Origin of the sequence: Phaeobacter sp. JH20_08 (assembly GCF_048056635.1) — a bacterium.
GTDB lineage: Bacteria > Pseudomonadota > Alphaproteobacteria > Rhodobacterales > Rhodobacteraceae > Phaeobacter > Phaeobacter bryozoorum.
The window spans coordinates 1,046,553-1,067,381 of record NZ_JAYMVV010000005.1 but is presented as its reverse complement, the minus strand read 5'-3'; the positions used below and the strand labels follow the sequence as shown (position 1 = coordinate 1,067,381).

The window sequence follows — 20,829 nt, the reverse complement described above, 5'->3', positions numbered from 1 at the left end:
CCAGCAGACACAGGGAGCAACATATGACACTCAAACTGCATTGTTTCGGTGAAAGCGGCCATTCCTATAAGGCCGCCCTGGCTCTTGAACTGGCCGGGATCGACTGGGAGCCGGTGTTTGTGGATTTTTTCAGCGGCACCACCCGGGGTGATGCCTTCCGTCGAGATATCAACGACATGGGAGAATGCCCGGTGCTGGTGGATGGCGATCTGACACTCAGCCAATCCGGGGTGATCCAGCAGTATCTGTCGGACACTTATGGCCGGTTCGGCGGCGCCACTGCCGAGGAAAAGCGCGAGATCCTGCGCTGGCAGCTATGGGACAATCACAAATTGTCCTCAAACGCAGGCTTGTGCCGGTTCCTGATGAATTTCCTGCCGGAAGACAAACGCCCGCAGGAGGTCATCGCCTTCCTTCAGGGCCGTCTGCAAGGCGCCTACGCGATCCTGGACAAACATCTTGAGGGGCGAAGCTGGATTGTCGGCGATGGGCTGACCAATGCCGATCTGACCTGCTGCTCCTATCTCTATTACCCCGAACCCTTCGGCTTTGATCGAGCCGAATGGCCCCATATTGACGCTTGGCTCTCGCGGCTGAGCGCACAACCGGGCTGGAAAGCCCCCTACGACCTAATGCCCGGCAACCCGTCGGACCGAGCCTGAGGAGACTGATATGACCGAAGCCTATATTTACGACGCCGTGCGCACCCCGCGTGGCAAAGGCCGCAAGGATGGATCCTTGCATGAAGTAACGGCCGCGCGTCTCTCTGCGGTGGCGCTCAACGCTCTGAAGGAGCGAAACAATCTGGAAGGCCACGCAGTCGAGGACGTGATCTGGGGCAATGTGACCCAGGTTGGCGAACAGGGCGCCTGCTTGGCGCGGACCGCTGTTCTGGCCTCTGATCTGGATGAATCGATCCCCGGCGTGTCGATCAACCGCTTCTGCGCCTCGGGTCTGGAAGCCGTCAACATGGCCGCCAACCAGGTGCGGGGACGTGCTGGTCATGCCTACATCGCCGGCGGTGTTGAATCCATGAGCCGTGTCCCCATGGGCATGGACGGCGGTGCCATTGCTGTTGATCCGGCGATTGCCATCGAGAACTACTTTGTGCCCCAGGGGATCTCGGCAGATATCATCGCCACCGAATATGGTTTCTCGCGTGATGATGCCGATGCCATGGCGGTGGAATCCCAGCGCCGGGCGAAGGCGGCCTGGGACGACAAGCGTTTTGCGCGCAGCGTTGTCCCGGTGCGCGATATCAACGGGCTGACCATTCTCGATCACGATGAATACATGCGCCCCGGCACCGACATGCAGTCGCTCGGCGGTCTGACCCCCTCGTTCCAGATGATGGGTGAGCAAATGCCCGGCTTCGACAAGATCGCGATGCTGAAATACCCGCATCTGGAGCGGATCAATCACATCCACCACGCGGGCAACTCTTCCGGTATCGTGGATGGCGCCGCTGCCGTACTGATTGGCGACAAGGAGTTCGGCGAGGCGATGGGCCTGAAACCGCGCGCCCGTATCAAGGCCACAGCCAAGATCGGCACCGACCCCACCATCATGCTGACCGGCCCCGTGCCCGTCACCGAGAAGATCCTGCGCGACAATGGCATGGAGATTGGTGACATCGACCTCTTTGAGGTCAACGAGGCCTTTGCCAGCGTCGTCATGCGGTTCGAGCAGGCCTTTGGCGTCGACCATGACAAGGTGAACGTCAATGGCGGCTCGATTGCCATGGGCCACCCACTTGGTGCGACCGGCGCCATGATCCTCGGCGCACTGCTGGATGAGCTGGAGCGCAGCGACCGCGAAACCGGTCTTGCGACACTCTGCATCGGGTCCGGCATGGGCGCGGCCACCATCATCGAACGCGTGTAACCCAGGCGACAGGAGACTAAGATATGTCTGATTTCACAATGAAAAAAGACGCCGACGGCGTCGCCATCATCACCTGGGACTGCCCCGGCAAAAGCATGAACGTTCTGAACGGTCAGGCGATGCTAGACCTCGACGGGCTGGTTGACGACGCGCTGGCAGATGAGGCCGTCAAGGGCATCGTCATCACCTCGGGCAAGAAAGACTTTGCCGGCGGCATGGATCTCAATGTGCTGGCCAAGATGAAAGAAGATGCCGGTGACGAACCCGCCCGTGGTCTGTTCGAAGGCATCATGAAAATGCACCACGGTCTGCGCAAGATCGAACGGGCCGGCATGGATCCGAAAACCAACAAGGGTGGCAAACCCGTGGCAGCAGCCCTGCCCGGCACAGCTGTTGGCATTGGTCTGGAACTGCCGCTGTCGACGCATCGCATCTTTGCCGCTGACAACCCCAAGGCCAAAATCGGCCTGCCTGAGATCATGGTCGGCATCTTCCCCGGTGCAGGCGGCACCACCCGTCTGGTACGCAAGATGGGTGCCATGAACGCTGCGCCCTTCCTGCTGGAAGGCAAGCTGGTCGATCCCCAAAAAGCCAAGGCCGCAGGCATCATCGACGAAGTGGTCGAGGATCCGCTGGCCGCCGCACGCGCCTGGGTTCTGGAGGCAAAAGACGCCGATATCGTCAAACCCTGGGATGCCAAGGGTTACAAGATGCCCGGTGGCGCGCCCTATCATCCTGCGGGCTTCATGACCTTCCTTGGTGCAGCAGCCATGGTGCATGGCAAAACATTTGGCGCCTTCCCGGCAGCCAAAGCGCTGCTGAGTGCGGTCTATGAAGGCGCGTTGGTGCCCTTTGATACCGCGCTGAAGATTGAGGCGCGCTGGTTCACCCATGTGCTGATGAACCCTTCGTCCGAGGCGATGATCCGCTCGCTCTTCCTCAACAAGGAAGCGCTGGAAAAAGGCGCTGTGCGCCCGGCGGGCATCGAGGATCAGTCGGTCAAGAAAATCGGCGTTCTGGGCGCTGGCATGATGGGGGCCGGTATCGCGCTGGTCTCCGCTCAGGCCGGGATGGAGGTTGTTCTGATCGACCGTGATCAGGCCGCCGCCGACAAGGGCAAGACCTATACCGAAAGCTATCTCGACAAGGGCATCAAGCGCGGCAAAGTCACGGCCGACAAGAAAGAGGCGATGCTGTCACGCATCACCGCAACCCCTGATCTGGACCATCTCAAGGGCTGCGATCTGATCATCGAAGCGGTCTTTGAGGATCCCGGCGTCAAGGCGGAGATGACCAAGAAGGTCGAGGCGATCATCCCCGACGATTGCATCTTTGCCTCCAACACCTCGACTCTGCCGATCACCGGTCTGGCCGAGGCCTCGGTGCGCCCGGAGCAGTTCATCGGCATTCACTTCTTCTCGCCGGTGGAAAAAATGTTCCTGGTGGAGATCATCAAGGGTGAGAAAACCGGCGACCGCGCGGTGGCCAAGGCGCTGGACTACGTGCGCCAGATCCGCAAGACTCCGATCGTGGTCAATGATGCCCGGTTCTTCTACTGCAACCGTTGCATCATCCCCTACGTGAACGAAGGCGCGCGGATGATCACCGAGGGCGTTGCCCCTGCGTTGATCGACAATGCCGCACGCCAGTTGGGCTTCCCGGTCGGTCCGATCCAACTGACCGATGAGACCTCGATTGACCTCGGTGCCAAGATCGCTCGCGCCACCAAGGCGGCAATGGGCGATGCTTATCCCGAAAGCGCAGCGGATGATCTGATCTTCTGGATGGAAGAACAGGGCCGTCTGGGGCGCAAGTCCAACGCTGGTTTCTTCGACTATGACGACAAGGGCAAGCGTCAGGGTTACTGGAAGGGCATGCAGGAGAAATACCCGCTGGCCGAGGAACAGCCGGACCTGATCGAGGTCCAGGAACGCCTGATGTTTGCACAGGTTCTGGAAGCCGTACGGGCGCTGGAAGAAGGTGTTCTGATGGACATTCGCGAAGGGGATGTTGGCGCGATCCTGGCCTGGGGCTTTGCGCCCTGGTCCGGTGGCCCGCTGAGCTGGCTGGACATCATCGGCACGCCATATGCTGCCGAGCGCTGCGACCAGCTGACCGCGAAATATGGCGAACGTTTCACCTGTCCGCCGCTGCTGCGCGAGATGGCTGAGAAAGGCCAGACTTTCTATGGCCGGTTCAGCCCGGAGGCCGAAAAGGCCGCCTGATTGAGGTCAGATGACGTCTGAAAGCTCTGAAAGCGGCGCCTCCGGGTGCCGCTTTTTTCACATCAGGAAAGCCGCCTAAGTGGTTATGAAAAATAAAAACCGCCTCCGATATGGTGACGGTTCTGTCTCTGTTTTCACTTGTTGGATTACAGCGCGGTCTAGACCATCGCTGCGTATTCCGCAGCACCATGCCCACCAGGACCCATCGGCAATGTATTGGCCCAGACGCTTTCCTCGGTGATCATGTCGATCACCAGTTCGCGGGCAGCGTCGGGCTCCAGAACCCGATAAAGCTCGGCATAGGCGCTGGTGTCGAACGACAGAATGTCACGCGGTGACACGCTAAAGCTCAGCAGACCCGCCTCCAGATAGATGACCTCATCCTGTGCAAACCGCGGCACCACGATCTCGACCCGTGTGTCAGGCTCGACCCGGCCAATGCCGCGGTACCCTTCCAACGCGCAGGCGGGTACGACAACAAACGGATCGCCCTGCCCATCACAGGCAAGATCGCTCTCGATCAGGATCCCCTGGTTCGGCATCACCCAGAGCGGCGCGCGATTGTTCAGCGCATCCTGCGGAATATGAACCGGGCATGTCAGCGGATTGGGTCCACCGCTGGAAAGCAGGATAGTTTCGCGGTGGATATCGACTATGGGCTGCATCCCATGGTCGAAGGTCAGGACCATATCGCCCACGGCCAGAGCCTCAATCGGGCGCCAGCCAAGATGTGAGGCCACATGGGTGCCCGACAGGATCCCGCCCTGCCCGGCTGCGACCAACGGGTACTCTGTTGCCAGAGCCTCGGCCATCGGAGAGAGCTTGCGTTTCAGCAGCCAATCCAGCATCGGTTTTCCCTTTCACCAAGGCAGCCATACGTTCTGCATGACCCGTCACGTTACCCGTCCGATAGGCGGCCACTGGCGCGCCTACGGGAGAGATGATCATGGTCGCGGATCGAAGATGCGCCATTTTGGCGAAGACTTCGGACCCTGCGCCGTCCCATGTGATTCCATCTCTCGACTACTGGTCTATCGGTGAATCGTTAAAAGAGTATTCAAACTGGGCAAGATCCGCCTCGCAAGCCTGAGCCACCGCCGCGCGGGCCGCGTCGGTATAGGCGTCCTGCCAGCCTCTGGGACGCTCTGAGACATTGGCCCGTGGCAGCTGCAGCTCAAAACCCAGGTGATCAAAGAGCGGGGCCGCATCGCATGCGAAATGTTCCAGGCGGATATAGCAGTCGCATTGTTCGCCCCCATCCGCGCGCCGCATATATGACCGCGCCGGATGGGCACGAAACGCTGCAAGCATCCGGGGATCGCTGGCAAAATCGGGAAATGCCAACCCTTTGGCCAGAGCGACCGAAGGGTGATCAAAGCTCTGCTCGCGCAGCCAGTGATAGAGGCTCAGCACCCGATCGAACGGGTTCCGTACCAGCGTAAAGGCAAAGAGACCGCGCAGCTGCGCCTCGGGCACCAGACCGTCAATATCGGCAAGAGTTGAGTGTTTCCACAATCGGCCCAGGGTTTTAGCGTCTCTGAGGCGTCGCCGCCGCTTGCTGGCCTTGGGCGTGTCGCCGAGCATGAGATCATCTGCCATGGCCCGCGCTTCCAGCGCGAGGGACAGCGCGGTGCCCCCGGTCTTGGGGATATGTACAAAGACATAGGAACGGCCAGGCGACAAGATCATGACAGGCAGGCTAAGCGGTTTGAAGACCAATGGAAACCTCGGCCCTGTCAGACAAAAATGTCTTACGCCTTTCATTGGGGGCAACTTTGCGCAATATCTTGCAACCACGTCGCATGAATCATCTTGGAGGGGTCGAAATGGGTTGGATGTCGGACGAGTCGGGACTGGAGAAAACCGCCGCCAACTATGTGCCGCTGACGCCGCTGTCACATCTGCGCCGGGCCGCGCATGTGTTTGCCGATGTCCCTGCCGTCATCTACGGCAGCCATCGCAAGACCTATGCGGCCTATTATGATCGCTGCACGCGGCTGGCCTCGGCGCTTGCGGGGATGGGCGTCCGTCCCGGCGACGTGGTGGCGACCTTGATCCCCAACCTGCCGGCCCAGGCCGAAGCCCATTTTGGCGTGCCTGCCTGCGGTGCCGTTCTCAACACGATCAACACACGTCTCGACGTCAGCACGGTCGCCTATATTTTTGACCACGGAGAGGCCAAGGTCGTGCTGGTCGACAGCCAGTTCCTACCACTCGCCGAAGAGGCCAAAGCAGCCTGCGACGGCCCGGGACCGCTGATCATTGAGGTCCCGGATGATCAGGCAGCCTATCCGGCGTCCGGTCGGCACCCGGTCTACGAGCATGTTCTGGCCGCTGCCTCCCATGATTTCGACTGGATCATGCCGCAGGACGAATGGGAAAGCCTTGCGCTCAACTACACCTCCGGCACCACGGGCCGCCCGAAAGGCGTGGTCTACCATCACCGTGGCGCCTATCTGATGACCATGGGCACGGTGATTTCCTGGCGCATGGTGATGCAGCCGAAATACCTAGCTATTGTACCACTGTTTCACTGCAACGGCTGGAACCACACCTGGATGATGCCGGTTCTAGGTGGCACCCTGGTGTGCTGTCGCGATATCACCGCGCCCGCGATCTACGATGCGATTGCCGACGAAGGGGTGACCCATTTCGGCGGTGCGCCAATTGTGCTCAATATGCTGGTGAACGCACCCGAAGAGGACCGGCGCAGCTTTGATCACACGGTCGAGGTCTTCACCGCCGGCGCCCCGCCCGCCCCGGCCACCCTGCAAAAGATCGAGGCTATCGGCTTTCATGTCACGCAGGTCTACGGGCTGACGGAAACATATGGCCACGTCACCGAATGCCTGTGGAAAGGCGGCAGCTGGGACACGCTGGACCAGCAGGGCCGGGCCGCGATCAAGGCGCGTCAGGGCGTGGCCTTCCCGATGATGGATCACATTACGGTCATGTCCGACGATATGCAGCAGATTCCGATGAACGGTCAGGATCAGGGTGAGATCGTGATGCGCGGCAATTCGGTCATGAAGGGATATCTGAAGAACCCCGAAGCCACCGCCGAGGCCTTTCAGGGGGGGTATTTCCATTCCGGCGATATCGCCGTGCAGCATCCCGATGGCTATATCCAGATCGCCGACCGCGCCAAGGATATCATCATCTCCGGCGGCGAGAATATCTCCTCGGTGGAGGTTGAGGGCGTGCTGATGGGGCACCCCGATGTGAACCTAGCCGCGGTGGTTGCCAAACCTGACGAAAAATGGGGCGAAGTGCCTTGTGCTTTTGTCGAGTTGAAGCCCGGCGCGGAGGTTGATCCTGCCGAACTGATCCGCTTTGCGCGCGAAACGCTGGCCGGTTTCAAAGCGCCAAAACAGGTGATTTTCCAAGAACTTCCCAAGACATCGACCGGAAAGATCCAGAAATTCGAACTGCGCCAGCAGGCCAAGGCTCTCTGACCCGGTTTCCTGACCAAAGCAGGCGCGAACTGCCGCAAAGTCAATTGCTGACGCTGGGGGCTGCGTGCTATTTGATCTGTGAACAATCGACGGTGAGGACGCGCCCCATTCATGACGGCATTGCGGGAATATCAACGGCTGGAAGCTGCTGCGCTGTGGCGGGCTGCCCCTGACGCGCAGCGGCGCGATGTGATCGTCTCGGTTGGCGACGCGACCCTGACCATTGCGGATATGAATGACCGGCCACTGGCCCATTGGTCACTGGCAGCACTAGAGCGACAGAACCCCGGCAGTTTCCCCGCGTTGTTCCACCCTTACGGAGATCAGGGCGAAACGCTGGAGATCGCCGAAGATGAAACCGCGATGCTGGACGCAATCGACCGTTTGCAATCCGCCCTCACCCGCGCTCGTGCCCGCCCCGGTCGCCTTCGCTCGGTGACGCTGCTGTCGGCGCTGGCTGTCGTGACCGGTCTGGCGGTGTTCTGGCTGCCCGATGCGCTGCTCTCGCATACAGTGAATGTGGTGCCGGACATCAAACGCAAGGCGCTGGGACAGGCGCTGCTTGGCCGGATCGAACGGGTGTCAGGTCAGGCCTGCAGCACATTGGAGACCGCGCCCATTCTGGAACGTCTCGCAGAGCGGCTGGATGTGCGTCAGTTGGTGATCCTGCGCAGCGGCGTGGCCAGCAGCCTTTATCTACCAGGTGGCATCGTGCTTCTGAACCGCGAGCTGGTGGAGGATCACGAAGATCCGGCGGTAGCAGCTGGCGCGGTACTGGTGGAGCGCGCCCGTGCGGTGGAAAAAGACCCCCTGGCCGAGCTTCTGGCCGCGGGCGGCATTCGCGCCACCTTCAGGATGCTCACAACCGGTGAACTGACCCGTGCAACCCTCGACCGTTATGCGGAAACCGTCATCAGCGCGCCGCGCCCCACGCCGGACGAGGCCACGACACTCGCTGAATTTGCCCGTGCTGCCGTTCCCTCCAGCCCCTATGCCTACGCTCAGGACATTACCGGTGAAACAGTGCTCGGCCTGATCGAGGCCGATCCGATGGCGGGCCGTGACTTGCAGCCGGTACTGAATGACCGCGACTGGGTGCAGCTACAAAGCATCTGCGGCTGATCCACCAGCACCGGTGTGGAACACCTCGCATCTCTGACACGATGCGTTGAGATTTCTGCAACCTGTCACCGGGCTGCTTCACGCAATACTGACGCAAACGTCAAGCATTCGGAATCCCGATCGGAACTTCACTGCGAACGTTTCCAGGGTCGGCAGAATGCGACGGAGCTGACATACCCTTTTTCCTGCTGAATGGCTGCTACAGATACCTGAATACGAGTTCCAAATCAGCCATCAACGGTTGTGTTGTGCATGTTTCCCCACTATCTGCACGTCATCTGTAATGGAGATTTCATGTCCTGGTAAGGAAGGGAGGCAGCGCGCCTCCCGGAGCACATACAAAATCGCAAACATCGCCGTCACTTTGTAGCTGACGGGTCGGTTTGATGTGCTCACTCGTTTCCTTCCATCGGCGCCCAAAATTGACTTGGGCCAGAGACATGAAAGTGAAAACCCTATGACGAGGGATTACTCAGACTTCCTTCCGCGTCGCGCGCGCGACACCGGATCACAGGCCAAACTCAGCCCCCTTCAGGCACTAGGATGGCAACCGTTTTTCACCCAGCAAGTTAGCGTGGAAGACATGGCCGCGACACCTCCTGTTCGCGTTGTCGAAGTGCATCGCAGCGGGCAGCACGCCCTTGGTGACGGCATCGATACCATCCTTCCGCCCAGAGCCGATGTGACTGTCGGCGACTGGCTGTTGCTGGACCAGTCGCACCCGCGGTCCAGTAGGGCTCTTGAGCGTGCCAGCCTTATCAAGCGGCGCGCGCCCGGCACCGACCGGCAGAAACAACTGATCGCGGCGAACATTGATACGGCCTTTATCGTCACGTCCTGCAATCAGGACTTCAAATTGGCCCGGTTTGAACGCTATGCCTCCCTGGCGTTCGAGGCGCGGATCACGCCCGTCATCGTCCTCACGAAAACCGACCTCTTGGCGGATCCTCATGACTACATTGACGCGGCCCGCGCGGTGTCGGACATAATCGACGTCGTCGCACTTGACGCGCGCGGTTCTGCCCCGAAGACAGACCTTGCGACCTGGTGCAAGCCCGGCAAGACGGTAGCGTTCCTTGGCTCATCCGGTGTTGGGAAATCGACGCTGGCCAATGCGTTGCTCGACAGCCAATCCATCGAGACCCAGACCATTCGCGAGGACGACGCGAAGGGGCGGCATACGACGACGCGGCGTGAGCTTCATGCGATGCCCATTGGCTGTCTGATCCTGGACACGCCGGGCATGCGGGAATTGCAGCTCACCGATGCGGCGGACGGAATCAATGATCTCTTTGCCGATATTCAGGAGTTGGCCGCGCGGTGTCGATTCAACGACTGTCAGCACGAGACCGAGCCGGAATGCGCGGTTCTGACGGCTGTTGATGATGGCGTTCTCGATGCCCGTCGGCTTGGCACATGGCGTAAGCTGATGGCGGAGGACGCGTTCAACTCCGCGAGCCTTGCGGAACGCAGGTCGCGCGACAAGGCGTTCGGAAAAATGGTGCGCGGCGTCAAGAGAATCAAAGATGTCAGGAGGTAAGACGATGACGCAGTCGAAAGCAGGTCAAATCGTATGGCACGATCTTTTCACATCGGACAGGGCGTGTTCGATGGCATTTTACCAGCACGTGGCCAAATGGACGTATGAAGTCGAGCGGGCGACGGATTTTGCCTGGGGAGGCGGCGAGAAGGATTTCATCCTCGCCCTCTCCGGGGACGAAGCGGGTGCGGGGTTGGCCGAGACGCCTGCCGAGCAGGAAAATGGCTGGATCGCCTACATCGAGGTTCCCGACGTGGACGCGGCGGTCAGACGCGTCGCCACGCTCGGAGGCAAGATCGTTCGGGAGCCATTCGAGGTGCCGGGTGTCGGTCGCAATGCACTCGTCCGCGATCCGCTCGGTGCTCTGGTCGGGATTTCGCTGTCCCGGCACAGCTTCCCTGTTCCGCACCGGCAGTTCGGCCCTGACGTGTACGTCGGCAACGGGACTGACTTCCCGCTGGCGTTCTATGCAGAGCTTTTTGGATGGAAGGTCTCTCCCGAGCAGGACACGGATTGTCTTGCACTCCTCGGGCCTGAGGGCGATCTTGTTGCACTCCAACATGCCGCGACCTGGCCAATCGGTTCAAATGCAGCTTGGGTCCCGTGCATCAAGGTTGCTTCAGTCGCCGATGCCTGCCGTGCTGCTGAAGCCGAAGGGGCGCGTCCGGCTCCTGTGGATGTGAAGGGAACTTTTCAAGCCCGTAACCCCATCCTGTGTGATCCAGACGGCGCGCCATTTGCTCTTGGCATCGAATAGACGACCACTTTCTAGCAGTTCGCCAATTCTTCACAGGAACTGCAGATCGGACATTTGTACGCTCTGCAGTATCCGTAACTCAGGGCTCACTGCCCGCTTTCGCTGCGTCGCCCATGGATGGCCGCTCTAGTTCTCTTCGCAAAGATCAGGGGAAAGCTGCTCTGGCGTAGTGTGCGAAGCGTCGGCCAACGCCTGCTCAATCTTTGCGATCTACTCATTCTTTTGCCTACCAAAGTACCGCAGAGTCCGTCACTCCCAATTCGCAGGCAATCCTTGCAAGGGAGCTTCCCCGAACTCGAAGATCGGCGTTGCGGCGGTCACGTCTATCTAAATGCTGCTTTGTGGGCTGACGCATATTGGCACAATGGCGCCGCGCAATTGTTAGGACAATACAGAACGTCCGCGAGCCATTTGCCGATATTGCGACAATGTTGTGAAGGAGGAGTTCGGCCGGGGCCGTGTTGGGTTAATGATGAGACGAAAAAGTCAAATATCTCTGACGTTCTAAAAGTGGTTGGCGCAATCATAGCGCCGCGCCAAGCCGCCCCCGCTCCGTTGCGTGAACGCAGATTGGCCAAACAACGTGGCTGACCGGACCCACCGTCGTGATTACTTGCTCAGCCGCGCGCCAGAGAACCCGGCCGCGCGCACTGTCGACAGGGCCGCTTGCGCCGCCTCCCCGACAAAAGGCCCTGCCAGAACGACCTGCAGGCTCTGACCATTGCGGTTGACCCGACCCAGACGCACCGGCAACCCTTTTTGGCGCAACCGTTGAGCCACGGCGTCGGCCTGACTTACATCGGCGAGGGTCGCCGCGCGCACATACCGCGTAGCCGGAGATGACTGAGGTTTGGCCATCGAAGCCGAGGCCGCGCGCGCTGATGTCGCATCGCCGGAAGGCGCCGACCGGGTCGACAGACGGGTGACCAGGGTCTCCTCATCGGTGCCCACGGACGTGCTCGCATCTCCTGCAAGCTGTCTCTGCAAAAGCTTCACAACCGATCGATCGACCGGACCGCGAATGCCTTCGCGGGGGACGGTGCGCGTCCAGATCGCGCCGGTTTGCGGCCCGCGGTTCGGATTGTAGCGATCCTGATGGATCACCCGCACATATCCCGCAGGCACGCCATCGTTGGCCGCCGCGAGTACGCCGCCCAGCGACATCTCCGCCCGGCGCGGATTAAGACGGTCATCCTCCCAGGCGCGGCGATACCCCTGCGGCACTACCAGCCCTCGGCTCAGGCTGCGCTCCTGATAGACATGCTTGGGAACAACGCGGGTGTTGGGATCCAGAACCGAGGACAGGCGGCTGCTGCCCCCCTGCGGCCCGCATCGCACGTTGCCCGTCTGGTTGATATATTGCTGGCTCAGGGCAGACGCGCCGGGACAGCGGCCAAAGCCCGGCGCCGAACTGGCGGTGGTTACGGTGCTGACGGGCGGACGATAGGCATCATCCAGTGGCTGCCGGCGCGGCAGCTTCGCCGTTGATGTGCCAGCCCGAAGCGGCTTTGCCTGTCGCACGGCACTGCGCTGCGGCTTGGTGGTGGTGACGGTCTGCGGCGCGCGCGCTGCTGCAACCGGCTCTGTAGTTGCAGTTACGGCGCCTTCCAGATTATTCGCTCGCTGCCCCTCCGGCAGGGTGATCAGCTCCGGCACCGGAGCCGAAGTGGCTCTCGACGAACTGGGGGCCGCAGCAAGCTCAGTGGGCTGGAAGCCGCAGAGCTGTTTGCGGCTGCGGGTTACCCTCGGCACCCAGGTGACATTGCCGTCGATCCCCGCCCGAATGAAAACACAGCCGCGACTGTCGACATATTGCTTGCCTGCAAAGGAGGCGGGCGGAAATTCTGCCGGCGGTTCCGTGGGGCGGATCGACTGCGCCTCTGCTGTGCCGAAGCAGGCCGCCGCGATCAAAGCACTTGCAATAATTCTAGTAAGCGTCATCCGAGAGCCCCACAACATATGGCCGCAGGATGCCCGAAAAGCGAATCTGAGTAAAGCAGGGTTTCCCCGATTTCACGAAAGATCCCAGAGACATCGCTGCCGTTACCCTCCCCGCGCCCGGGTGTGTCAGCCGACGGACATGGAAAAGGCGCCTGTTGCCAGACGCCCTTGGCTTCGTGGCCGTGCCTGGTGTCCATGCCGCCCCAAGAACTGCACGCGGGCCGCAGGCTTATTTGGTGCCGAACATCCGATCACCCGCATCGCCGAGCCCGGGCAGGATATACCCCTTCTCGTTCAGCTGCCGGTCCAACGAGGCCGTCACGATCGGCACATCCGGATGCTTCTCCTTCATCAGCTCCACCCCCTCGGGCGAGGCCAGCAGGCAGAGGAAACGGATGTCATTTGCTCCGGCCTCTTTCAGCAGGTCGATGGCCGCGGCCGAACTGTTGCCGGTTGCCAGCATCGGATCTACCGCAATGACCAACCGGTCCTTCAGCCCCTCGGGTGCCTTGAAGTAATATTGCACTGGCTGCAGGGTTTCCTCATCCCGGTAGAGACCGACAAAGCCTACCCGTGCCGAGGGGATCAGTTCCAGCACGCCGTCCAGCATCCCGTTGCCCGCCCGCAGGATCGACACCAGCGCCAGTTTCTTACCCGCAAGGATGGGTGCCTCCATTTCCTCCATCGGAGTGTCGATGGTGGTGGTGGTCAGCGGCATCTCGCGGGTGATCTCATAGGCCAACAGCTGGGTAATCTCGCGCAGCAGGCGGCGGAAACCGGCGGTAGAGGTGCCCTTGTCGCGCATCAGGGTGAGCTTGTGCTGCACCAGCGGGTGGTCGACAACGGTCAGATGATCGGACATTGGGCGCTCCTTTCAGGAAAATTCAATCTCTCTTAGTGCCTGCACTGTGGGACAGGCAAGGCGGATTTGTCGGCTATTGTCTCCAACCGCTGCAAATTCGGGCGCCGTTCAGCGCGCCGAAGCTGCCGAGGACGCCATCTCATCCGCCCGCTTCAATCAGGTCAGCACCGACCGGCCCGGCCCCTGAGCAGGGATTTTCAGATGGTCCGCCACGGTCGCTGCCACGTCCGCGAATGCCAGATTGCCCAGCGGTCCGGCCCCCGCGCCGGCCATCAGCACCGGCACCTGTTCACGGGTGTGATCGGTGCCGGGCCAGCTCGGATCATTGCCATGATCGGCCGTCAGGATCAGCAGGTCGCCATCCCGCAGATGCGGCAGCAGCTTGCCGATCTCTTGGTCAAACCATTCCAGCGCCCGCGCATAGCCCGAGATATCGCGACGATGCCCGTAGAGGCTGTCAAACTCGACAAAATTGGCAAAGGTCAGGCTGCCATCCTCGGCCTCAGCCACTGCCGTCTGCAAATGGCGCATCAGCGTCGCATCATCGCCTTTCTTCAGCGTATCAATCCCCTGCATCGAGAAAATATCACCAATTTTGCCGATGGCGTGCACTGGTCGACCGGCATCCTGCACCCAATTGGTCAGGATCGGCTCAGGCGGCATGATGGCGTAGTCACGCCGGTTTGTGGTGCGCTGAAATCCGGTCTCGGGCGTCCCGACAAAGGGCCGCGCAATCACCCGCCCCACCTTCATCGCGTGCAGATAGGGGGCCACCACCTCGCAGAGCGCCAACAACCGGCCAAGACCAAAGCTCTCCTCATGGGCGGCAATCTGGAAGACACTATCGGCAGAGGTATAACAGATTGGCTGCCCCGACTGCATATGCGCGGCGCCATGTTCGGCAATGATCGCAGTACCCGAGGCATGGCAATTGCCAAGTAGAGCCTCGGTTCCGGCCGCCGCGCAGACATGGGCCACCAGATCATCCGGAAACGCGGGTGTCTGATCCGGGAAATAGCACCAATCCCAAGGCACCGGCAGGCCCGCCAGTTCCCAATGACCAGAGGGGGTATCCTTGCCCCGGCTGATCTCGCGGGCGACACCCCAGCGCCCGATAATCTCCGCCCCACCCAGATCAGGGCAAGGCACCGCCGAGGCCTGCGCCACGGCCGCCCCCAACCCGAGCCGGTCCAGATTTGGCACCTGCAGCGGACCGCTGCGCCCCTCCTCTGCGCGGCCCGCAGCGCAGGCCTGGGCGATATGGGCCAGCGTATTGGCGCCAATGTCCGGCAGATCACCATTGAAATAGTGACCAGCATCTGGCGCACCACCGATACCGACGGAATCCATCACCACCAGAAACGCACGCGCCATTAGGAAACCCTCTTGTAGATCAGCGGCAGCCGCTCAGGCGCGCTATCAGACAGCTGATAGGCTGCGCGCAGGCTGGCCTCGGCTGCATCAGCGGCGTCTTCATCAGCGGCATGGATCACACCAATCAGGTCGCCGACTGAAAGCGTGCGTCCAAGCGGCGCCAGCTCCGCCAGTCCGACGGAGGGGTCGACCACGTCGCTTTCGATCATCCGCCCGCCGCCCAGCCGCACGACCGCAAGGCCGAGCGCCTCGCCATTGATGGCGTGAACATGGCCCGCCCGATCTGCGGTGATGGGGCGTACCACCGGAGCCGTCGGCAGAATTGTCTGCCAGTGGTCCGCGAAATCGGTCGGGCCGCCCATCGCGGCGACCATTCGGGCAAAACGTTCGGCAACCGCCCCGCTGGCAATGGCCTTGCGGATCATATCCGCCCCGGCATCGCTCTGCGCCGCCAATCCGCCATGTGCCAACAAGACACCTCCCAGCTCCGCCGTCAGCTCCGCCAAGGCGCCCGTCTGACCGCAAATACCGGTCAGCACCCGCATGACCTCCGCCACCTCCAACGCGTTGCCCAGCGCGGGCGCCAAAGGCTGGTTCATATCAGTGATCAGCGCCGAGGTCCTGCAACCGGCCGCATTCGCCGTCTCAGTGAGACTACGGGCCAGCGCCTCGGCCTCCTCCAGCGTTTTCATAAAGGCACCGGAGCCGATTTTCACATCCAGAACCAGCGCATCGGTGCTGGCCGCCAGTTTCTTTGACAGGATTGAGGCGGTGATCAGGTCCAGACTATCCACCGTGGCGGTGACATCACGGATCGCATATAGCCGCTTGTCCGCCGGGGCGATCTCAGCGGTCGCCCCGACGATGGCGCAGCCTACGCTTTGCATCATGCTGCGCAGCCCCTGTTCGGACACTTGGGTGCTGACGCCCTGAATGGCTTCCATCTTGTCGAGCGTCCCGCCGGTATGGCCCAGACCCCGACCGGAGATCATCGGCACATAGGCACCGCATTCCGCCAGCGCAGGTGCCAGCAGCAGCGACACGCAATCGCCGACCCCACCGGTAGAGTGTTTGTCCAGCACCGGCCCATCCAGATCCCAGCGCAGCACGTCACCGCTATCACGCATTGCCAGCGTCAAGGCCCGCCGCGCATCGACGCCAAGCCCCTGCAGACAAACCGCCATGGCAAACGCACCCGCCTGCGCATCCGAGACGGCCCCATTGGCCAATCCTTCGGCAAACCAGCGCAGGTCTTCATCGCCGGGTGTCTCTCCCCGGCGCAGGCTGGCGATGATCGCGCGTGCGTCCATGGCTCAGCTCCGTTCCATATGGTCCGCGCCAAAGGCGCCGGGCAGCAGATCGCCAATCGTGGTTTCGCGCTCCAGCCCATCTGTGGTGGCAAGCGTCACCTTCACCTCGGGCGCGCCAAACTCCGCCAGCTTCTGACGGCAGCCGCCGCAGGGCGGGATTGGCGCCGGGCAATCGGCAATCACATATGCCGCCTCAAGCTTTGTCTCGCCTGCGGCAACCATTGCGGCGATGGCACCGGCTTCTGCGCAGGTGCCTTCTGGGTAGGCGACGTTTTCCACATTGCAGCCAACATAGACCGTCCCGGATGCTGCCCGGATCGCCGCACCGACCTTGAAGTTGGAATAAGGCGCGTGTGCGTTTTCACGAACGGCGGTGGCAGCATCTTTGAGGCTCATGGCGATTCCCTGATTTTTTGATCAACTGGTCAGAATTTGAGACGATAGCTGAATTTGCCGAAGGAGCGAAAGCCCCCTCGACCAAGCTGAACCACAATATCACATCCTCCGGCCAATACCGCTATTGCCTGATGATCCACCCAGGATCTGCGGTCAGACCGTTGGCTCTGCCAAGCTGGTGTTGAACACACCCGGAAGCGTCACCTCCAGCAGTTCCACATCATCCGACGGCGCGCTGAGGCGGGTTTTCATGCCCGGCGGAATGACGAAGGCATCACCCTGTTCCAATTGATAAGGCTCGCGGCCCTCGCCCTCCAGCGTGACTGTGCCGCTCATGACAAATGTGAAATGGATATCGGTGTCATGCGCAGCCCACTGCGGCGCGCCTTCTCCGCGGCGCACCACCTGCACGCCTGCTACGCCCTTGGTATTCTCGGCAATCGTCGTGTCGCGGCAGATGTAGCCCGGCAGGCGGAACGGCATCCATTCGGCGCCTTCTGCCTTGTTGTAAACAAACCGCTGACCCTGCCATTCCCGTTCGGGGCGGTAGTGCGGCGTCGGCAGGGTCATCTCGTGGTCGATCTCGGTCACATGCTCGGCCGGGACGCCGATCTCGATCACCTGCACATTGTCGCTGGCCTCCAGCACCCGGTGGCGGATCTCCGGCGGCTGGATGAAGCAATCACCGGCGGTCAGCCGCATCTTGTCTCCCTGATCCTCATAGACGACATCAACCCAGCCGTGGATACAGAAGATCAGCTGAAAGCCCACCTTGTGGAAATGCACCATATCCGGCACCGGGCCGCCGTCGGGAATGCGGATGTGGCTGGCGATGATCGAGCCGCCCAGCCGGTCCGGCACCAGGTCGCGGTAGTGCATGCCTGCGCGGCCGATGATCCAGGGCGCCTGATCCTTCAGCCGCCGAACCACAAAACTATGCACTGTTTCGGGCATCACCAGTGGTGGGTTGCGCTCTTCAATCTCAATCTGGGTGCCATTGGGAGCGGTCAGCCTGCGGGCACCACCGGCAAACCCATCGGGATCATCAGTCAGGATGCGAATGGTGCCGGGTGATTCAGCGGCGCCGCGCTCGATCCGCAGCCGCAGTCCATGGCCCGAAAACACCCCGATAGCCGGATCATCTGCCGGATAGATCGAGTCCAGCTTCATCCCGAGGGTTTTGGTGTAAAACGGGATGTCGTCCCGAAGCTCCTGCGTCGGCAGCCGCAGCTCCGCAATCGTATCCGCCATTCTTCGCTCCCTTTTGGTCTTTTGCCACACAGTGAGACCAAGCGCGCTCGGGCGCAAGCTCTTGCGACAGCCCCCAAACACCCAACGAGAATAGTCTGTTTCCCTGACGTCAAAAGTCGTTTAACACTAAACTATAGTCTCTGGAGCGCCTGATGACCAAAAATCCAAAGTCCGACACCCAAACCCTGCGCGACGCCGCGCTGCACTATCACGCCTATCCCAACCCCGGTAAGCTGGAGATCCGCGCAACCAAGCCGATGGCCAATGGCCGCGATCTGGCGCGGGCTTATTCGCCGGGCGTGGCAGAGGCCTGCATCGAAATCAAATCCGATCCTGCGGACGCGGCGAAATACACGTCGCGCGGCAATCTGGTCGCGGTTGTGACCAATGGGACAGCGGTCCTTGGCCTTGGAAACATCGGCGCGCTGGCGTCGAAACCGGTGATGGAAGGCAAGGCCGTCCTGTTCAAGAAATTCGCCAGCATCGACTGTTTCGATATCGAAGTAAACGAAAGCGATCCGGAAAAGCTGGCCGATATCGTCTGCGCGCTGGAGCCGACCTTTGGGGCGATCAATCTTGAGGATATCAAGGCCCCCGACTGCTTTATCGTGGAAAAGATCTGTCGCGAGCGGATGAATATCCCGGTCTTCCACGATGACCAGCACGGCACCGCAATCGTCGTGGGCGCAGCCGCCAAAAACGCACTACACGTCGCGGGTAAGACATTCGAAGACATCAAGATTGTCTCCACCGGTGGTGGCGCGGCGGGGATTGCCTGCCTCAACATGCTGGTGAAACTGGGCGTGAAGCGTGAGAATATCTGGCTCTGCGACCTGCACGGGCTGGTCTATGAAGGCCGCACCGAGGATATGAATCCGCATAAGTCCGCCTTTGCACAGAAAACCGACCTGCGCACGCTGGATCAGGTGATCGAGGGCGCGGACCTCTTCCTCGGCCTGTCCGGCCCGAATGTGCTGAAACCGGAGATGGTGGCAAAGATGACGGATCGTCCGATCATTTTTGCCCTGGCCAACCCCAACCCCGAGATCCTGCCGGATGTGGCGCGCAGCGTCTCCCCCAACGCCATCATCGCCACCGGCCGCAGCGACTTTCCCAATCAGGTCAATAACGTCCTCTGCTTCCCCTTCATCTTCCGCGGGGCGCTGGATGTGGGCGCGACAGAGATCAACGACGCCATGCAGATCGCCTGTGTCGAGGGTATCGCCGAAATGGCCCGGATGACCACCTCGGCCGAGGCGGCAGCCGCCTATCAGGGCGAACAGCTGACCTTTGGCGCCGACTACCTCATCCCTAAGCCGTTTGACCCGCGTCTGGTCGGTGTGGTGTCCTCCGCCGTGGCCAAGGCCGCCATGGACAGCGGTGTCGCCCAGCGTCCGATTGATGATCTTGTCGCCTACCGCGCGAAATTGAACCAGACCGTGTTCAAATCCGCCCTGCTGATGAAACCCGTCTTTGAGGCGGCAAAGGCTGCATCGCGCCGCATCGTTTTCACCGAGGGCGAAGATGAGCGGGTGTTGCGCACGGCTCAGGGCATCCTTGAAGAGACCACCGAAACGCCGATCCTGATCGGTCGGCCCGAGGTGATCGAAACCCGCTGTGAACGGCTGGGCCTGCGCATCCGCCCCGGCACCGACGTCCAGATCGTGAACCCGGAGAACGATCCGCGTTACTACGACTACTGGACCAGCTACCACCGCGTGATGCAGCGCGAAGGCGTGACCCCGGATCTGGCCAAGGCGATCATGCGCACCAACACCACGGCAATCGGCGCAATCATGGTCCACCGGGGCGAGGCCGACAGCATGATCTGCGGCACCTTTGGCGAATATCGCTGGCATATGAACTACGTGAACCAGGTGCTTGGCGGTGGCAGCTATGAGCCCCATGGGGCGCTGTCACTGATGATCCTTGAGGACGGGCCGCTGTTCATCGGTGATACCCATGTGCGGATCGAACCAACCCCGGAACAGATTGCGCAGACGGTTCTGGGCGCCGCGCGCCACGTACGCCGCTTTGGCCTGGAGCCAAAGATCGCCCTGTGTTCGCAATCGCAGTTTGGCAATACCAGCTGCGATTCCGGCGCACGGCTGCGCGCCGCCATCGACATCCTCGACCGGACGCCCCGCGATTTCATCTACGAAGGCGAGATGAATATCGATACTGCGCTGGATCCTGAGCTGCGGAGCCGGATCTTCCCGAATTCGCGACTGGAGGGCGAGGCCAATGTGCTGATCTTTGCCCATGCCGATGCCGCGAGCGGTGTGCGCAACATCCTCAAGATGCGGGCCGGCGGGCTGGAGGTCGGGCCGATCCTGATGGGCATGGGCAATCGCGCGCATATCGTCTCCCCCTCGATCACCGCCCGCGGGCTGCTGAACATGGCGGCAATCGCCGGAACGCCCGTCGCCCACTACAGCTGACGGCTGGCTGCGGGGCGCAGATCCCGCAGCGCCACAAACAGAGCAGGCACGTGGCCTCGAATCAGAGTGCCTGCTCCACCCTCCCTCAGACGACGGGCTTCTGAGGCTTGCGCAGAGACTTTGCAAACTGCGCTTCATCTTGCTGTAAATTCCGCGAACGCACCCTGTTTGCAAAACTTTGCAACGCCACACCGGCAAAAAATGCAAATTTCTTGCGCCAATCTGACGCGACGTCGCCCAGCACGCTTGCCCGGTGGCGATCCATGCGCCT

At 61.2% G+C, this 20,829-nt stretch carries 17 protein-coding genes; 8 read left to right on the top strand and 9 right to left on the bottom strand.

Annotated features, from left to right (window positions below):
• Nucleotides 1-23 precede the first annotated feature (23 nt).
• The 3 genes from VWY75_RS07080 to VWY75_RS07070 are packed head-to-tail and all read left to right on the top strand — an operon-like array spanning nucleotide 24 to nucleotide 4,109.
• Complete coding sequence (locus VWY75_RS07080) at nucleotides 24-662, top strand: glutathione S-transferase family protein (protein ID WP_416537378.1); 639 nt, start codon at nucleotides 24-26, stop codon at nucleotides 660-662.
• Between the two features lie 10 nt (nucleotides 663-672).
• Nucleotides 673-1,884, top strand: a complete 1,212-nt coding sequence (locus VWY75_RS07075) for an acetyl-CoA C-acetyltransferase (RefSeq protein ID WP_416537377.1) — start codon at nucleotides 673-675, stop codon at nucleotides 1,882-1,884.
• 23 nt (nucleotides 1,885-1,907) lie between these two features.
• Nucleotides 1,908-4,109 carry a 3-hydroxyacyl-CoA dehydrogenase NAD-binding domain-containing protein gene (locus VWY75_RS07070; protein WP_416537376.1) on the top strand — a complete coding sequence of 734 codons (2,202 nt, stop codon included), beginning with the start codon at nucleotides 1,908-1,910 and terminating at the stop codon, nucleotides 4,107-4,109.
• A gap of 158 nt (nucleotides 4,110-4,267) precedes the next feature.
• Here VWY75_RS07070 and VWY75_RS07065 read toward each other — a convergent pair whose 3' ends face one another.
• A complete protein-coding gene (locus VWY75_RS07065; RefSeq protein ID WP_416537375.1) occupies nucleotides 4,268-4,957 on the bottom strand; it encodes a Hint domain-containing protein in 690 nt (229 codons plus the stop codon).
• Between the two features lie 175 nt (nucleotides 4,958-5,132).
• Nucleotides 5,133-5,798, bottom strand: a complete 666-nt coding sequence (locus tag VWY75_RS07060) for a sulfotransferase family 2 domain-containing protein (RefSeq protein ID WP_416537374.1) — start codon at nucleotides 5,796-5,798, stop codon at nucleotides 5,133-5,135.
• A 137-nt stretch (nucleotides 5,799-5,935) separates the two neighbouring features.
• Between VWY75_RS07060 and VWY75_RS07055 the strand changes: the two genes are divergently transcribed.
• From VWY75_RS07055 to VWY75_RS07040, 4 genes are all read left to right on the top strand, one after another.
• On the top strand, nucleotides 5,936-7,564 hold the full coding sequence (locus tag VWY75_RS07055; protein ID WP_416536245.1) for an AMP-binding protein: 1,629 nt from the start codon (nucleotides 5,936-5,938) through the stop codon (nucleotides 7,562-7,564).
• Nucleotides 7,565-7,675: 111 nt separating this feature from the next.
• The gene (locus tag VWY75_RS07050; RefSeq protein WP_340545265.1) at nucleotides 7,676-8,686 is read left to right on the top strand and encodes a hypothetical protein; all 1,011 of its coding nucleotides are present in this window, start codon (nucleotides 7,676-7,678) and stop codon (nucleotides 8,684-8,686) included.
• A 457-nt stretch (nucleotides 8,687-9,143) separates the two neighbouring features.
• On the top strand, nucleotides 9,144-10,226 hold the full coding sequence (rsgA, locus tag VWY75_RS07045; RefSeq protein WP_416537373.1) for a ribosome small subunit-dependent GTPase A: 1,083 nt from the start codon (nucleotides 9,144-9,146) through the stop codon (nucleotides 10,224-10,226).
• Nucleotides 10,227-10,230: 4 nt separating this feature from the next.
• Nucleotides 10,231-10,983, top strand: a complete 753-nt coding sequence (locus tag VWY75_RS07040; protein WP_416537372.1) for a VOC family protein — start codon at nucleotides 10,231-10,233, stop codon at nucleotides 10,981-10,983.
• 609 nt (nucleotides 10,984-11,592) lie between these two features.
• On the opposite strand, the gene VWY75_RS07035 is transcribed toward VWY75_RS07040, so the two are convergent.
• The 6 genes from VWY75_RS07035 to VWY75_RS07010 form a co-directional block, all read right to left on the bottom strand.
• Nucleotides 11,593-12,924 carry an SPOR domain-containing protein gene (locus VWY75_RS07035; protein ID WP_416537371.1) on the bottom strand — a complete coding sequence of 444 codons (1,332 nt, stop codon included), beginning with the start codon at nucleotides 12,922-12,924 and terminating at the stop codon, nucleotides 11,593-11,595.
• 229 nt (nucleotides 12,925-13,153) lie between these two features.
• Nucleotides 13,154-13,786, bottom strand: coding sequence for a uracil phosphoribosyltransferase (gene upp, locus VWY75_RS07030; RefSeq protein WP_014874324.1), 633 nt, complete (start codon nucleotides 13,784-13,786; stop codon nucleotides 13,154-13,156).
• Nucleotides 13,787-13,942: 156 nt separating this feature from the next.
• Complete coding sequence (locus VWY75_RS07025) at nucleotides 13,943-15,160, bottom strand: phosphopentomutase (protein ID WP_416537370.1); 1,218 nt, start codon at nucleotides 15,158-15,160, stop codon at nucleotides 13,943-13,945.
• Entirely contained in the window at nucleotides 15,160-16,470 is a 1,311-nt protein-coding gene (locus VWY75_RS07020; RefSeq protein ID WP_416537369.1) for a thymidine phosphorylase, read from the bottom strand. Before VWY75_RS07020 ends, VWY75_RS07025 begins: the two co-directional genes overlap by 1 nt.
• A 3-nt stretch (nucleotides 16,471-16,473) precedes the next feature.
• The gene (locus tag VWY75_RS07015) at nucleotides 16,474-16,866 is read right to left on the bottom strand and encodes a cytidine deaminase (RefSeq protein ID WP_340545259.1); all 393 of its coding nucleotides are present in this window, start codon (nucleotides 16,864-16,866) and stop codon (nucleotides 16,474-16,476) included.
• 153 nt (nucleotides 16,867-17,019) lie between these two features.
• Nucleotides 17,020-18,117 (bottom strand): cupin domain-containing protein, encoded by a 1,098-nt coding sequence (locus VWY75_RS07010; protein WP_416537368.1) that lies wholly within the window; start codon nucleotides 18,115-18,117, stop codon nucleotides 17,020-17,022.
• 152 nt (nucleotides 18,118-18,269) lie between these two features.
• Between VWY75_RS07010 and VWY75_RS07005 the strand changes: the two genes are divergently transcribed.
• A complete protein-coding gene (locus tag VWY75_RS07005; RefSeq protein WP_340545257.1) occupies nucleotides 18,270-20,558 on the top strand; it encodes an NADP-dependent malic enzyme in 2,289 nt (762 codons plus the stop codon).
• An 85-nt stretch (nucleotides 20,559-20,643) separates the two neighbouring features.
• Here the strand turns inward: VWY75_RS07005 and VWY75_RS07000 are convergent, their stop codons facing one another.
• A complete protein-coding gene (locus VWY75_RS07000) occupies nucleotides 20,644-20,823 on the bottom strand; it encodes a hypothetical protein (RefSeq protein ID WP_340545256.1) in 180 nt (59 codons plus the stop codon).
• Nucleotides 20,824-20,829: the final 6 nt, after the last annotated feature.

What these genes read in the sequence shown, in the direction of transcription:
- VWY75_RS07035 (WP_416537371.1), bottom strand. Translation starts at nt 12,924, where the DNA reads ATGACGCTTACTAGAATTATTGCAAGTGCTTTGATCGCGGCGGCCTGC.
- rsgA (WP_416537373.1), top strand. Translation starts at nt 9,144, where the DNA reads ATGACGAGGGATTACTCAGACTTCCTTCCGCGTCGCGCGCGCGACACC.
- VWY75_RS07075 (WP_416537377.1), top strand. Translation starts at nt 673, where the DNA reads ATGACCGAAGCCTATATTTACGACGCCGTGCGCACCCCGCGTGGCAAA.
- VWY75_RS07025 (WP_416537370.1), bottom strand. Translation starts at nt 15,160, where the DNA reads ATGGCGCGTGCGTTTCTGGTGGTGATGGATTCCGTCGGTATCGGTGGT.
- VWY75_RS07080 (WP_416537378.1), top strand. Translation starts at nt 24, where the DNA reads ATGACACTCAAACTGCATTGTTTCGGTGAAAGCGGCCATTCCTATAAG.
- VWY75_RS07000 (WP_340545256.1), bottom strand. Translation starts at nt 20,823, where the DNA reads ATGGATCGCCACCGGGCAAGCGTGCTGGGCGACGTCGCGTCAGATTGG.
- VWY75_RS07040 (WP_416537372.1), top strand. Translation starts at nt 10,231, where the DNA reads ATGACGCAGTCGAAAGCAGGTCAAATCGTATGGCACGATCTTTTCACA.
- VWY75_RS07005 (WP_340545257.1), top strand. Translation starts at nt 18,270, where the DNA reads ATGACCAAAAATCCAAAGTCCGACACCCAAACCCTGCGCGACGCCGCG.
- VWY75_RS07065 (WP_416537375.1), bottom strand. Translation starts at nt 4,957, where the DNA reads ATGCTGGATTGGCTGCTGAAACGCAAGCTCTCTCCGATGGCCGAGGCT.
- VWY75_RS07070 (WP_416537376.1), top strand. Translation starts at nt 1,908, where the DNA reads ATGTCTGATTTCACAATGAAAAAAGACGCCGACGGCGTCGCCATCATC.
- upp (WP_014874324.1), bottom strand. Translation starts at nt 13,786, where the DNA reads ATGTCCGATCATCTGACCGTTGTCGACCACCCGCTGGTGCAGCACAAG.
- VWY75_RS07015 (WP_340545259.1), bottom strand. Translation starts at nt 16,866, where the DNA reads ATGAGCCTCAAAGATGCTGCCACCGCCGTTCGTGAAAACGCACACGCG.
- VWY75_RS07060 (WP_416537374.1), bottom strand. Translation starts at nt 5,798, where the DNA reads ATGATCTTGTCGCCTGGCCGTTCCTATGTCTTTGTACATATCCCCAAG.
- VWY75_RS07010 (WP_416537368.1), bottom strand. Translation starts at nt 18,117, where the DNA reads ATGGCGGATACGATTGCGGAGCTGCGGCTGCCGACGCAGGAGCTTCGG.
- VWY75_RS07050 (WP_340545265.1), top strand. Translation starts at nt 7,676, where the DNA reads ATGACGGCATTGCGGGAATATCAACGGCTGGAAGCTGCTGCGCTGTGG.
- VWY75_RS07055 (WP_416536245.1), top strand. Translation starts at nt 5,936, where the DNA reads ATGGGTTGGATGTCGGACGAGTCGGGACTGGAGAAAACCGCCGCCAAC.
- VWY75_RS07020 (WP_416537369.1), bottom strand. Translation starts at nt 16,470, where the DNA reads ATGGACGCACGCGCGATCATCGCCAGCCTGCGCCGGGGAGAGACACCC.